Here is a 14,750-nt window from a genome sequence, read left to right on the forward strand (position 1 = left end):
TGATCTTAACCGTTTTTTCTTCTTTTCCTTATATACATTAATAGTGAAAGGGCAACAATGCTGATAACTGTAACTATAATTACTCCGTTAACTGCTGTTTTTTCTGATTTATTACCCCCTTTGGAAACTTCTTCTTTTTTCAAAACCATCCCCTCTTTAGCATCTGATGAGGATTCTCCTATTTTCATTTTAGTTACTTGTTGCTTATATTCTGTAGATTGCTGAGGTGTAACTTGGTTTGAAATATAATCTTGGAGTTTTTTATTATTTCCGGAAAATCCTGCTCCTGAATGTCCAAATTCTTTCACAACTTGTGTATGTACGAGAGCCGTTTGTTTTATTTGCTCTTCAGTAGCTTTCCACATCCCTTTTCTTGAGGTTTCGAGCATGATCGCTGTAATTTCTTCCAATGCTGCCGGACTAACTTTTTTGAAAAATTCTTTGGTTCCTAAATTAGTTTTATCAGTTACATAGGTTTCATAAATCTGATCCCACATTTCATTATCGATCACATCGGGCTTCATTACATTCCAACCGTAGGTATTGGTTATAACCTCTGTTATATCGGCGGCGCTGGATGCTCCCCCTTTCATCTTCTCTTTAATATAGGCCGGATTGAAGATGGTGGTACGAGCTTCTACTCCTATAGCTTCTTTCAATTCTTGCATTTTGAAATTAGTATGATTTCTGTAGTCTGCAAAATAGGCATCGGGATCTTTGCCTGTAACATTGCGAATGGCTAAATTCATTCCTCCCATAAACTCGTATACATGATCCAGACTTAAAGCTCCCCATGTATTGCTTTGTCTTGGATGAACAACCATATCCGTATTTTTTAGTACAGCTTTTAGCAATCCCTTGTGAAAATCACCCCAATTTTTATCACTGCCATATATTGCCCCCATATTATTTATATAGGTTTCTGCTATTTCTTTTTCATCTTCCCATTTATCTCCGCTGGTTACCATTTCTTGAATTCCTGTTCCATACATTCCGTTAACTCCTCCGAATATTCGTTGCGTTGAAATCTGACGAGCTTCTTGAGGAGGTACTCCTTCATCGACTAAACTTTTTTCTATATCCAGAGTGCTTTGAGCTACTAGATTTTCATAGTTGGAATCTTTTGCAGATGCTGCCATTTCCACAGCTCGGGATAGTAATGCCAAACGGGAGGCTGCCAGATCTCTAAATTGTCCTGAAGTTTGCACCACTACATCAATTCTCGGTCTTCCTAAATCTTTGGATTCGATTAATTGTAAATCGGATACTCTTCCGAAGGCATCGCGAACCGGTTCAACTCCCAACATATATAAAACTTGCGCTATGGTTGTTCCTTCGCTTTCAATAAATTCACTGCTCCAAAAGGTATAATTCACTTTTTTAGGATACGTTCCATGCTTTGCTTTGTATTGTGCCAAAGTTGCATTAACAAGTTCCTTTCCTCTGTCCCAAGCTATTTCGGTAGGAGTGGATTCTGCATTAATAGAATACAAATTTCTACCTGTCGGAACTCCGTTCGGATTCGCCACAGCATCTCCTCCTGAAGAAGGTTCAACATAGCCTCCGGATAGTGCATTGATTAATGCTTTAAATTCCAATTCCGGACTTTCTTCTAAACTTTTTTCGTATTTTTTTATGTTGGTGATAGTTCTTTCTATTTCAACAATGGCTCTCGCTCTTGATTTTTGCTCTTTGGTATAAGTTATCTTTTTACCTGCCATTCCATGCATAGGCTTTTTCTCTGATTCCTTTGGAGCTGTATGTGCAACTTGTTGCGAAGAGGTATTTTTGGAATGACCTGGAGAATTATCCATTTTAGAAGGTTTGCCTGCAGTACTTTTAGAACTTTTTTTAAACGTTCTTTTTGGAGGAGAAATAATCATTTTAGATTGTTCCAATTCTTTTTCATCAATTCCGGCAACGCTGCAAATAAATGTAGGACTTGCTTCTTTACCTGATAAGATTTGATTTACTATATTTTTGGCTGCGTCTAAATATCTTTGTTTAAAATAAACTTTATTTTTGAGTTGTTTTTCGGTTACTTTTCCTCTTTGTTTATCCAAGGCGGCCAGACTATAAGCAATCGGATCTGTACTCATTGCCTGAACAGTTGATATGATTTTATCTTTAGTATAGGGTATTCCGGAAGTATAAAGATGCCCGGACATTTTTTCATTGGAAATTTCTTCGGCAAAATTTTCTATTCTTTCTATCTCTTCTAAATTATAGGGTTTGGTTGCTATACTATCTAAACGTAAATCTCTGTGCAATCCCATTTTTACCGCTATTTTCTTTACTTCTAGGGATGCTAATGGCTGATTGGATTCTTCAGATTTATAGTAATATTGTATCTTATCTTGCAATTCTTTAAACTGAGAACGGGTTTGGCTCTCCATAAATGCAGGAGTTAAATAAGATAGTAAGGTGGCGTAGGAACGTCTTTTAGCCATCATACTTTCTCCGATATTGCCTATGGTATAATAATAAAAATGTGGCAAGGTTCCTACCAGTCTGTCCGGCCAATCTTCATTACTCAGAGCAATTTGTTTTTGAGGAGTAAACTCAAGACTTCCGTGTGTCCCAAAATGAATCAATGCATCGGCTTGGAATCCGTGCTGTACCCAAAGATAGGACCCAATATAGGTATGAGGAGGAGCTGTTTTTGCTCCATGGATAATGGCAAAGGTATCATCTCCCAATCCTGCCATAGGTTGAGGTAATAGTACAATATTTCCGAATTGAACTCGTGAAACCGCTAAATACGATTTTTCACCTATATTTTTACTCATGTAATTACCCGGAGCTTCTCCGTAAACCGCTGTAACTTCAGCATATTTTTCGGGGGTAAGTGTTTTTTTTGCCCAGTTTTCATACGTTGTTTTATCAATCAATTCGGGATTGCCATTTTTCAAATATTCATCAAAAGCTCCTTGGGCGTAAGTACTCATTACAGAACCTTGGGTCATCAATATTTTTTCAAAATCTTGTACATTTTCGGGTAAATTATCTACTTTAAATCCTTCTTTTTTTAATCGTTTTAAAAAATTATAAAGTGAAGGAACAGTTTCTAGTCCTTGTGCGGTTAAGGATTCTTTACCGGGTCCTTTATAATAGTAGATGGCTATTTTTTTATCTTCATTTTTTTTATGTTTTAACTCTACAAAATTGTGAATGATTTGTACAAAATTTTGGAGTCTTTCGGGCACTGTTTTAAATAAATAAAGATTGTTATCTGTTAATTCTTGGGTATTTAAAACGTATGGATATACAGATCCATCCAATTCAGGCATAACTACACTTTGTGAGAGGAAACCTCCCATCATTCCCATGGGATCTTTAAGCCATTCTTCTTTAGTTTTTAATATGGTAAGTGGCGTAAAGACAGGAATATTTCTTTGTTTTAACCAGTTTACTGCTTCTTCTGCTTTTCCCAGCGCTAGTCTTCCGTGTGCGAAATGTATAACTGCATCCGGTTGAATTTCCTTTAAAAACTCCAATCTCTCAAATGTGGAGGATATGGGATATACGTTAAATCCTTTCTTTTGTAAAGAAACGAGTAAGCTGTCCAGGTTATCTCTATTTCCACTATACGGATCATTTAATCCACCCAAAATGACAACTTTGGGCGCGCCCTCTATATAAAAATTATTTTTCTTTAAGTAATTTTCATATTCACTAACATTTTTAAATGCCAAGTCTTCATCTAAATGATACAATACATCTTCTGCAGTCTCAACTATAGGGCTTGGTTCCGTAACAAAAAATATCTTTTTATCTATATTTTTACGTATATATCTGGCAAGGCTTTGATAATTTTTTTTGTTTCCACTATCCATAAATGCTTCTACCGCTTTCATCCGGGTGCTGTCTAAATTACACAGATTATTTTCAGGATTGGTTGCGCGGTATATATAAAAGGGTTTACCGTCTTGCATAATTTTTTTTAGCTGCTCCCTTTCTTCCGCAGATGCTTTCATTCCCATACCGAATCCTAAAATAAAGTCGTACTTCTTTAATTTAGACAAATCTTCTAAAGAGACTTCTTCGTATTGAATGAAGGGGTCTTTATTGGATTGAATGAGACTGGTGGTTTGAAATTTTTGAAAGTTTACTAAAGCTACTTTAGTTTGTGAGGCAGTTTTATTCCAAATGATCCAACTTGCCATTAGTAATACTAATAGACACACTACTATACTCAATAAGAGCTTCTTTTTTTTCATTTTCATAATATTTATGTAAGCCTGATTTTTTCTTTGATAAACGTTTATTTGACAATGATTTTTTTAGTCGCTTTATGATCACCTACTTTGAATACGAGAATGTAAATTCCGGGTGTTAAGGCAGATAAATTCAATTCTTTTGAATAAAAACCGGCTTGTCCTAAGATTTTATCTTCGTACATTTTCTTACCACTTAAGCTATATATGGATAATTCTGCTTTATTTGCATTGGAATTTTTAATATCATATAGTAAGGTAGCCGTTTTATTTATTATTGGATTAGGATAAACCGTAAAGGAGGAATGATCTGTCAATTCTTCTATTCCTAAGTTATTTATTTTTTTATAAGTGAAATTGATAGTTCCTGTAGCTGCACCTCCAAAATCAGTAAACCATAATTCATACAAGCTCGTTGTTTGATCTTTTTCTGTTTTAACATAATATTTATTTTTTGGAATCACGTATGAATAACCGGATAGTTCCTTCCATCTGTCTCCTATGGTATTAATCTCTTTTTTAAAATTTTCATTTTGGAGATCAGTTTGGTCGCCTTCTAGTTTTTTAGCAACGGCAACGTGAGTATTTTGTAATGCTCCTGTTACAGAAACATAATCTATGTTTTTATAGAACGAAGTATATTTTGTAAAAAGCAAATCCCAATCTGCATCTAAAGGAATTGTATCTACCATTTTATTATTTTTCAATGAATAATAGTTAAACATTTTTCCTTCACCTGTAGAATTTAAGACAGTAAAGGATCGATCTGAACTCCATGACGTTCCTTCCCAAATGGCATATTTACAAGTATATCCTTTAAAATAATCTTCAATCATAAATTTCATAAGAGTTCCATCGTCATATTCTAATACAAATATGATAGAACCCACTACATGATGGGTGGGCATAAAATATTCTCCCCATCCGTAGGTTGCCGAACCGTTATCGAACGCTCCTTTTTCCCATTTAATCTCGCTATTATATAATTTTTTCCATTGTTGTTTCTTAGATACATCAATGCTATTCCAATCTGAAGCTGCATTTGCTGCTTCATAAACTTTAATGCGTGCATCATTCACACGAGTAGCAAAACTTCTGGCATCTTTTCTTAGAAAAGCTAAGTCCCAATCTGTTGTGGGAAGGGTAATTTGATTATTAGAACCCAATTGAAAATATACTTGTTGGGTATAAGAAGAGCCTAAGGAAAGAGCGATATTTTTTTCTTGAGCATGTACGGTAACTTGTACCATAAACCATACTATAAGCAGTATAGTCCTTTTCATAATCAATAGATTTAAGTTTTTATTCTATTTTTATTTAGGGCAAATATAATTATTATTTAGATTTATTCTCAATAATATTTAGATTTATTCTAAATTATTTTTACTTTTGCTAAAAAAACTATGAAAAAGAATAGCTCCAATAAGTTCTTTTTATTATATATATCTCTGATTTTAAGTAATTTATCTTATTCTCAAGAGACTAATAACAAAAAAAATAAAGTAAAGGATATTGACGAAATTGTGGTAACAGGTCAATATCATCAACAAAGTGTTGATAAATCCATATATCAAGTTGAGGTCATATCTCAAGAAGATATTAAAAACAGAGCAGCATCCAATATATCGGACATTTTAAGTTATTATCTTAACTTTAATACTCTACCCAACAGTAAAAACGGGGATTCTGAAGCTTCTCTTTTCGGTTTGGATGGTCAATATTTCAAAGTATTGATAGATAATATTCCTATGGTGAGTGATTATGGAATGGGCTCCAATGTTGATTTAACCAAAATTAATTTAGATAATGTGGAACGGATCGAGATTGTGAGAGGAAGTATGGGTACGGATTACGGTTCTAATTCACTGACTGGAATTGTCAATATTATAACCCGTAAAAAAATCAATTCTCAATGGAAAATTTCCGGATATGTACAAGAGGAAACGGTGGGTAAAGAGTATGATTGGAAAGAACAGGGAAGACATATTCAGTCATTAGATATTTCTCATTCTTTATCAGATAAATGGTTCTTATCTTTAGGAGCAAATCGCAATGATTTTAAAGGATTTTTCGGAAACAAAAAGGGTAAGAGATATTATGAAAATGATGGTAATAGAGGATATGAATGGCTTCCAAAGGAACAATGGAATTCCAATGCTCTTATTCATTATAAAACTACTGATTTTAATGCTTTTTATAATTTACAATTCTTAAATGAGTTGACTAATTATTATAATCCTATCATTGATTACAGGGCATTGTCTGAAGGTGGTCTTTTTACTTATGCTTCTAAGGATCGAAATTTTAAAACAGATCGTTGGCTTCATCATCTTTTTTTAAGTGCCAAACTTTTCAATTATCTAACTTATAACGGAGATTTTTCTTATCAAAAACAAAGTAGAAAAAGCAGGGATTATACGTACGATATTGGTATGAGAGAGGTTTTTGGAAAGAAAGATGCCTATAAAAAATATGCCGGAACTGATGCCTGGTACACTCGCGGAACTTTTAGTTCTCCTTCCCTTAGTAAAATATTATCTTATCAAATTGGCTATGAATTTAATTTTATTGAAGGATTAAGATCTGCTAATTCCAGTTCGATTGGAGGAATGAACACTTCCGGCTTTCAAGAAGATTTGAAAAAACATTTAGACAATTATGATGTATTTGGATCTGCTGAAATCAAAGCGAACCCGGACCTATATTTAAAACCCGGATTCCGAGCCAGTTTTAATACAAAATTTGATAATCAGTATTCTTATTCACTGGCTATGAAATACCAACTATCTCCTAATTCTAATTTTCGTACGGAAATTACTTCTACCAATCGAACTCCAAATTTTGACGAATTGTATACGTATTTTGTAGATACTAATCATAATGTACAGGGAAATGAAAATCTAGTTCCCGAAAAAGGATATTCCAGTTCCATTTATTGGAATCAGAAATTTAAATCTAAAGATAATTTTAAAGGTGATATCACGCTAAGTACGTTGTATATTAATTTAAAAGACAAAATTGAACTTGCAACGGTTAATATGCAACCGTTAGAATATAAATATTTGAATGTGGATAAGTTCAAAACATGGGGAGTACAATTCAATTCAAATATGAGAATTCAAAATTTTCATTTTAACTTGAATGCTTCTTATTTTGGAGTTTCTCGTACATTAGAAGACAATATCAACGGAATTCCTATTACAACTCCTGATAATGATTATTTGTATACCTTCCAACTAAACTCCAATGTTAATTATACAATTAAGAAATGGGATACTACTTTTTCTCTTTTTTATAAATATAACGGAAAAGAATCTTCTTATGTATTAGATTCTAAAACTGATTCTTATTACTTGGGAAAACAAGATGATTTTAATTTATTAGATTTTTCGGTTAGGAAATCATTGTTTAACAAATTTATAGAACTTACGGCAGGGGTAAGAAATATTTTTGATGTTAAGAAAGTAAATACTACTGCTGCACAAGCAGGAGCTCACGACGGACCTGTAAAAAGTATCAATTTATTTTATGGTAGATCATACTTCGCTAAACTTGGTTTTAATTTTAATATATAAACGATGAAAAAATATTTTTTACCTATACTCATTTCTTTTATTGTTCTGTTAAATTGCAAAGAAGATGATAGTCCTATCGTGGTTCCTCAACCGGGAGCTACTTTAGATGTTCCCGTTGGCGGCCCTACCGAACCTAATCAAGTTTGGGTTGATCTGGATCAAAACCGTATGAATGTAAATCAAAGGGATTCTTGGGATTTTGGATTTTATGGTGGGGATAAATTCCGTGTTATTTTAAATAATTCTACGTTAATGGCTGCTGGTAAATTGAATACTACTTCGATAGATGAAGTGAAAGAATCTGATATCGCTTCTATGAAATCGGTAGTAACGGTAGGTAATTTTCAAGCGGATAATGTGCAGTATGTTGATGATATTATGGGAAATTATTTGGAGCGCACCGCCATTGATGAAATAAGCGAAAAAGATGAAGAAAATCATGTGTATCTTGTCAATATGGGGTATTCAGTATTTACAGGGAACACGAATGATTTAAAGGTTGTAGGAAAACACAGAGGATGGAAAAAAATTAGGGTTCTTCGTAATGATTCTAACAGTTATAAAATTCAATTTGCAGATATAAATGATACAACGCATAAAGAAATGATAGTTAAAAAGGATAAAGAGTATCTTTTTTCTTATTTAAGTTTATCCGTTGGCATCGTCAAAGTTCAGCCTGCCAAAAACTTGTGGGATCTATGCTTTACAGTTTTCATAAATGAAAATAAAGGACATGGTACGTATACTTTTTCTGATTTTGTGACCATAAATACGATGAATAACACCGGAGCCTATCAAGCAAATATATCTGATGTGGGAAGTTACGAAGATTTTACTAAGGAAAAAGTAGATTATACAAAATTCGTTTATAATGATCACAGAGTTATTGGCTCCAGTTGGAGAACAACGTATGGAGGGGCTAAGGTATTTACGGATCGGTTTTATGTTCTTAAAGATTCTAAAGGCAATTTATTTAAACTCAAATTTTTAAATATGACGGATAAGGATGGACGAAGAGGATATCCGAAATTCGAATACAAATTACTCACTAATTAATTGCTCTTTATTTACAGGTTGTTGGTTTTTCAACAACCTGTTTTTTTATTTATTTTTATTATTTATTTCTTTGCTGTAAGCATATAGGGTATTTTTCAAGAGCATGGCTCTGGTCATAGGCCCTACACCTCCGGGAACCGGAGTTATCCAAGATGCTTTTTTTGATACTTCTTCAAAATCAACATCTCCGGCTAAATAGTACCCTTTTTCGTGTGTGGAATCCTCAACTTTAGTAATTCCAACATCAACAATTACCGCTCCTTGTTTAATCATGTCAGCTTTTAAAAAGTGGGGAACTCCTAAAGCAGTTATAATAATATCTGCATTTCTAGTATGTTTAGGTATATCAACTGTTTTAGAGTGAACTAAAGTAACCGTCGCATCCCCGGGATTTCCTTTTCGGCTTAGAAGAATACTCATCGGACGACCTACAATTCTGCTTCGGCCAATGACGACCACTTCTTTGCCCTCGGTTGGAATGTTATATCTGGACAGCATTTCCATAATTCCGTAAGGAGTTGCCGGTAAAAAACTTTCAATTTCTAAAGCCATTTTTCCAAAATTTACGGGATGAAAACCATCGACGTCTTTATCTGGATTTATAGCCATTATAATTTTTTCTTGATTTATATGTTTGGGAAGAGGTAATTGAACTATAAATCCGTCCAATCCTTCCGTTTCATTAAGTTTTTTTACTTCCTCAAGTAATTCATCTTCTGTTACAGTACTCTTAAGTTTTAATAAGGAAGATTTAAATCCTACTGCTTGACAATCTTTAATTTTATTGTTTACATAGGTTACACTTGCAGCATTCTCGCCCACAAGAACAGCTAATAAGTGAGGTTGACGAAGCCCTTGGTTTACATATTGGATTACTTCTTCTTTAATTTCTTGTTTTATTTGCTTAGATAATTTGATACCGTCCAATATATTAGCCATATTTTTAATTTTAAAAGTGATACAAATGTAAAAATTAACTTCTAAATGATAGAATTATATCAATTATTTTTATCTGATTTATCAATCAAATATTTTTTCTTATTTACATACATGTAATAGAAATTTGGATAAAAATAATTTAAATATTATAGTATAATTGTATTACTTAACTATACGATAAAATAGACTTATAAAAATATTGTAAGGAAAATTCGCTTATGAAATTAGGTAAGAAAATTAGTAAGTAGTACTACTCTTTTAACCTGGCAATTACCCGTTCTCCTCCATCAGGTATAATATCTCCTACTTTAACTAAAATTTCAGTTCCTAAAGGAAGAAACACATCCATTCTAGAGCCGAATTTTATAAAACCGAAATCTTTTCCTGCTTGAGCCGTATCTCCTATTTGAGAATAAATTACTATCCTTCGAGCCATTGCTCCTGCAATTTGTCTAAAAAGAATTTTTTGTTTTTGTTCCGTTTCTACAGCAACTGTAGTTCGTTCGTTTAATTCAGAAGATTTTTCATGCCAGGCAACTAAAAATTTACCCGGATGGTATTTCTTAAATATAACTTTTCCGCTTACCGGATATCTGCAAACGTGTACATTTAAAGGAGACATAAAAATAGATACTTGGATGCAATTGGTTTTAAGAAATTCTTTTTCATAAACTTCTTTCACAATTACCACCTTTCCATCTACAGGTGCAATAATTTCATTTGCCTTTGCTTCATAGCTTCTTATCGGATTTCTGAAAAACCAAACAATAAAAAATGATAATACCAGAACCGGTACCGCTATTATAAGTCCCCAATAGTTAAGAAAATAAATGGAAAGGATACTTATTAGTATGCTTACTATTAAACTAATACCTATAATGGTTTTACCTTCTTTGTGTAACCTCATACAATAGTATTTATTAAATAATAGGCAAATATAGCAGGGATGCAAAAGATAAAACTATCTAATCGATCCAATACTCCGCCATGTCCGGGAATTAAATTTCCGGAATCTTTAACTTTAAATTTTCTTTTCAGCTTAGATTCGGCCAGATCACCTATTGGTGCAAATATAGCTATAATTATACTTATTACAATCCAATTACCACGTAAACCCGGCTCCAGATATTCGATAACTAATCCTGCTATTATGGTAGACACTATTCCTCCGATTAACCCTTCAACAGATTTATTAGGTGAAATCTTGGGAGCTAGTTTCCGTTTACCGAATTTACTGCCTATTAAATAAGCAAAGCTGTCACTTATCCAAAGTAATAAAAAGACATAAAATATTTCGGGAGTTAAGGGGTTGGTACTCCGAGGTATAGCCAGACTCAATCCAAAAGGTATACTTAAATATGCTGTGGTGAATATGAGTTTTGCACTGTCCGTATAGAGCTCATCAGAAAAATAAAATAGAGTTATAATGGATAGGCAAAATAAAACTAAAATAAGAATATATCTCCAATAGAGTAACCGTAAACTGAAACTGCTGTTAAAAAAATTTTGAGTGAAAGTATAATATATAATTCCTATTAGGACAAAGGTTAAAAGTTTATATATGAAATTTGAATATTTTAAAAGCTTTACTGTTTCAAAACTGCACCCTAATAAAAATAAAGTAAGTAAAGCATATAATAAATAGGAGGAATTTATTTTTAAGTCAAAGTAAATATAAAGTATATCGGATAAAAAATGAGTGGTGCATAAAAAAATAAGCAGCACATAGACTAGACCTGATAAGGCACGGACAAATATTGTTTTCACCAGTTTTAAAAATTATTCTTCAACTAATAGCAAATATAGTTTTTTAGCTGTAGATATACTACTAAATCCTTGTACTTGATTGCCATGTATTGAAGTAATATTGGAAGGAATATTATTCTTTTTAGCATATCTTATCTTAGCTAATCCTACACTTGAGGAAGAGATGATTTGACCTGGAGTAGCCCAAACAATAATTTTTTTGGGTAAATCCGTTTTTTTTAAGTGATAGGTTTGATCGGAAGAAATCATTATGGAACCATCCAAAGCTACTAAGTACTCACAATTAATGAGGGCAATATCTTGATCGCCTGTACTTTGTGTTGAATAATTGCAATCTAATTGATTAATCATAGATATTAGTTTAGGTTCTACACACAGGACTTCACTAATATCTTCATTCTTAAGTATTTCTTGTAAATAATGTAAAGATTCTTCCTGATTTTCACAGTAAAAGAACATCCCTCCTCCTGCTTTAAATTTCCTAGCAAATGCTACATCTTCTTCTTCTCCTTCATTGTAAAAATCCAGATTAGTAGTTTCTTCTTTGTTTTTTTTTCCAAATATTTTGTTAAGAAATCCCATTCACTTTTTAGCACTTAAAAATCAAAATTATTATCAAATCAAATATATAAAAATCTTTTTATTTTATATGTTGTTTAGAATTTATCAAAATACTTGCCATTATTCGGATTTTGATTCACTATTTTGATCATTTTCTTTAAGGCTTTCCTCATTTATTTCTTCTGAAAAAGTTTCTTCATCAAATTTTCTTTTACCGAAAATTTCTTCTAAATCTTCTTTAAATATTACTTCTTTTTCTAATAATTTATTAGCTAATCTAGTTAATTTATCTTTGTTATCTGATAAGATCTGAACAGCTCTTTTATATTGCGATTCAATGATCTTTGATATTTCTTTGTCAATAGTTTCAGCAGTAACTTCTGAGTAAGGCTTTGTAAAACCATATTCGTTGCCTGAGCTATCATAATAAGAAATATTCCCTATTTGATCGCTCAATCCGTAAATGGTTACCATCGCATTGGCTTGCTTAGTTACGCGCTCTAAATCGGACAAAGCTCCGGTTGATATATTATTAAATATCACCTCTTCTGCAGCTCTCCCCCCTAAAGTAGCACATATTTCATCTAACATTTGTTCTGTGGTTGTTAACTGCCTTTCTTCAGGAAGATACCAAGCTGCTCCTAATGAGCGTCCTCTTGGAACAATAGTTACTTTTAATAAAGGAGCTGCATGTTCAACCATCCAGCTTATGGTAGCATGGCCTGCTTCGTGAAAAGCAACTCTCTTTTTCTCATGAGGCTTAATTACTTTATTCTTTTTCTCCAAACCTCCGATAATTCTATCCACAGAATCTAAGAAATCTTGCTTTCCTACACTTTCTTTTCCTTTACGTGCTGCTATTAACGCCGCTTCGTTACAAACATTTGCAATATCTGCTCCACTAAATCCGGGAGTTTGTTTAGCCAAGAAATCGACATCTAGATCTTCATCTAATTTTAAAAGTTTCAAATGAACTTGAAAAATCTCTTTTCTTTCATTTAAATCCGGTAAATCAACATAAATGGATCTGTCAAAACGGCCCGGACGCATTAATGCCTTGTCTAATATATCTGCTCGGTTAGTTGCTGCCAAAACGATAACGCTGGTATTTGTTCCAAAACCATCCATTTCTGTTAGCAACTGATTTAACGTGTTTTCTCTTTCATCGTTAGATCCGGTAATATTGTTTTTACCTCTGGCTCTACCGATAGCATCAATTTCATCTATAAATATAATTGATGGCGATTTTTCCTTAGCTTGTCTGAACAAATCTCTTACCCTGGAAGCTCCAACCCCCACAAACATTTCTACAAAGTCTGAACCTGATAAAGAGAAAAAGGGAACTTTAGCTTCTCCGGCTACCGCTTTGGCTAATAAGGTTTTACCGGTTCCCGGAGGGCCTACTAATAAAGCACCTTTAGGTATTTTACCTCCTAATTTGGTATATTTTTGAGGATTTTTTAAAAAATCAACTATTTCTTCTACTTCTTCTTTTGCTCCTTCCAATCCTGCTACATCTTTAAATGTAACTCGAACATTATCGTTTTCATCAAAAAGTTTAGCTTTGGAGCGACCGATATTAAAGATTTGTCCTCCTCCTCCGGCACTTCCTCCGGCCATCTTACGAAATAAGAAAAACCATATTAGTGCAAAGAAAAGAATTGGTAACAATAATTGAATAAAAACATCTCCCCATTGACTAGGGTTTTCAAATTCTAAGTTGGTATTTAAATTATAATTTGCTTTGTCTTCGTTGAATCTTTTTTCAAAAAGTTGTTTATCTCCTGCTATGAATGAGAATTGTGGAGAATCTGAAAGTTGTTTAAATGGACTGAATCCTTGATTGTCCATGTTATAAACTTCAGGATTCTTCATTGCTTCCTGTGTCAAATATACTTTTACCTCAGAAGAGCCGTTAACAAATACTACATTTTTAACGTAACCTTTTTCTAAGTAGCTGAAAAATTTAGCAGAATCTATTTTTACGTCTTTTCCGGAATTTAAAAATTCTTGAGATACTAGTAGTATAGCAAATATGATAAGTATACCGTAAAACCAATTAAACGAAAATGGTTTGTTATCTTTTTTCTTTTTATTATTTTTATTATTTGTTTCCAAAATTAAGTCTGATTTTTTATAATTATCGGATTATGTATATTTATAAGATCTTATTTGTCCGGATTAGGAATTCTGGTTATTTCCACATCACCCCATAAATTTTCTAAATCATAATATTCTCTGTATTCGGGTTGAAAAATATGAACAACTATAGATACGTAATCCATTAAAACCCATTGTTGATTATCAACCCCTTCAATATGCCAAGGTTTGTCTTTAGTATTTTTTCTTACGAATCTTTCTACAGAATTGGAAATTGCGGAAACTTGAGTATTAGTTCCCCCCGTGCATATGACAAAATAATCTGTAATTGTATTTTCTAATTTGGTAAAGTTCAAAATAGTTATATCGTATCCTTTAACTTCTTCTATCCCTTTTATAATATTTTCTAATAATTCTTTTTTTTCGATCTGTGTATCAGTCATCTAATCTATTTCTAGTATAATGTGTCTTTTATAAAATGTAATGAATTTATGCAAAAATAATCAATTTATCACTTATATTAATTATAATTTAA

10 protein-coding genes are annotated in these 14,750 nt (G+C 32.7%); 2 read left to right on the plus strand and 8 right to left on the minus strand.

Annotation, left to right across the window (positions count from 1 at the left end):
• Positions 1-5 precede the first annotated feature (5 nt).
• A complete protein-coding gene (locus GFU93_RS06970; protein ID WP_160568278.1) occupies positions 6-4,220 on the minus strand; it encodes a cobaltochelatase subunit CobN in 4,215 nt (1,404 codons plus the stop codon).
• Positions 4,221-4,264: 44 nt separating this feature from the next.
• Complete coding sequence (locus GFU93_RS06975; RefSeq protein ID WP_160568280.1) at positions 4,265-5,500, minus strand: T9SS type A sorting domain-containing protein; 1,236 nt, start codon at positions 5,498-5,500, stop codon at positions 4,265-4,267.
• Positions 5,501-5,620: 120 nt separating this feature from the next.
• Here GFU93_RS06975 and GFU93_RS06980 point away from each other — a divergent pair, with 120 nt between their 5' ends.
• Both GFU93_RS06980 and GFU93_RS06985 read left to right on the plus strand, forming a co-directional pair.
• Positions 5,621-7,792: a TonB-dependent siderophore receptor gene (locus GFU93_RS06980; protein ID WP_160568282.1), complete on the plus strand. Its 2,172-nt coding sequence runs from the start codon at positions 5,621-5,623 to the stop codon at positions 7,790-7,792.
• Between the two features lie 3 nt (positions 7,793-7,795).
• The gene (locus GFU93_RS06985; protein ID WP_160568284.1) at positions 7,796-8,848 is read left to right on the plus strand and encodes an HmuY family protein; all 1,053 of its coding nucleotides are present in this window, start codon (positions 7,796-7,798) and stop codon (positions 8,846-8,848) included.
• Between the two features lie 45 nt (positions 8,849-8,893).
• Here the strand turns inward: GFU93_RS06985 and GFU93_RS06990 are convergent, their stop codons facing one another.
• From GFU93_RS06990 to rsfS, 6 genes are all read right to left on the minus strand, one after another.
• A complete protein-coding gene (locus GFU93_RS06990) occupies positions 8,894-9,787 on the minus strand; it encodes a bifunctional 5,10-methylenetetrahydrofolate dehydrogenase/5,10-methenyltetrahydrofolate cyclohydrolase (protein WP_160568286.1) in 894 nt (297 codons plus the stop codon).
• 250 nt (positions 9,788-10,037) lie between these two features.
• Positions 10,038-10,694: a phosphatidylserine decarboxylase family protein gene (locus GFU93_RS06995; RefSeq protein WP_160568288.1), complete on the minus strand. Its 657-nt coding sequence runs from the start codon at positions 10,692-10,694 to the stop codon at positions 10,038-10,040.
• Positions 10,691-11,554 carry a phosphatidate cytidylyltransferase gene (locus GFU93_RS07000; RefSeq protein WP_160568290.1) on the minus strand — a complete coding sequence of 288 codons (864 nt, stop codon included), beginning with the start codon at positions 11,552-11,554 and terminating at the stop codon, positions 10,691-10,693. The genes GFU93_RS06995 and GFU93_RS07000 overlap by 4 nt, the downstream gene beginning before the upstream one ends.
• A gap of 12 nt (positions 11,555-11,566) precedes the next feature.
• Entirely contained in the window at positions 11,567-12,136 is a 570-nt protein-coding gene (locus GFU93_RS07005; protein ID WP_160568292.1) for a hypothetical protein, read from the minus strand.
• Positions 12,137-12,235: 99 nt separating this feature from the next.
• The gene (ftsH, locus tag GFU93_RS07010; RefSeq protein ID WP_185150483.1) at positions 12,236-14,233 is read right to left on the minus strand and encodes an ATP-dependent zinc metalloprotease FtsH; all 1,998 of its coding nucleotides are present in this window, start codon (positions 14,231-14,233) and stop codon (positions 12,236-12,238) included.
• Positions 14,234-14,283: 50 nt separating this feature from the next.
• Entirely contained in the window at positions 14,284-14,658 is a 375-nt protein-coding gene (gene rsfS / locus GFU93_RS07015; protein ID WP_105296916.1) for a ribosome silencing factor, read from the minus strand.
• Between the last annotated feature and the right edge of the window lie 92 nt (positions 14,659-14,750).

The organism is Apibacter sp. B3546 (assembly GCF_009827885.1).
Taxonomy (GTDB): Bacteria; Bacteroidota; Bacteroidia; order Flavobacteriales; family Weeksellaceae; genus Apibacter.

Bases quoted from the DNA above. Each gene is read 5' to 3' on its own strand.
- GFU93_RS06970 (WP_160568278.1), bottom strand. From the start codon at position 4,220: ATGAAAAAAAAGAAGCTCTTATTGAGTATAGTAGTGTGTCTATTAGTA.
- GFU93_RS06975 (WP_160568280.1), bottom strand. From the start codon at position 5,500: ATGAAAAGGACTATACTGCTTATAGTATGGTTTATGGTACAAGTTACC.
- GFU93_RS06980 (WP_160568282.1), top strand. From the start codon at position 5,621: ATGAAAAAGAATAGCTCCAATAAGTTCTTTTTATTATATATATCTCTG.
- GFU93_RS06985 (WP_160568284.1), top strand. From the start codon at position 7,796: ATGAAAAAATATTTTTTACCTATACTCATTTCTTTTATTGTTCTGTTA.
- GFU93_RS06990 (WP_160568286.1), bottom strand. From the start codon at position 9,787: ATGGCTAATATATTGGACGGTATCAAATTATCTAAGCAAATAAAACAA.
- GFU93_RS06995 (WP_160568288.1), bottom strand. From the start codon at position 10,694: ATGAGGTTACACAAAGAAGGTAAAACCATTATAGGTATTAGTTTAATA.
- GFU93_RS07005 (WP_160568292.1), bottom strand. From the start codon at position 12,136: ATGGGATTTCTTAACAAAATATTTGGAAAAAAAAACAAAGAAGAAACT.
- rsfS (WP_105296916.1), bottom strand. From the start codon at position 14,658: ATGACTGATACACAGATCGAAAAAAAAGAATTATTAGAAAATATTATA.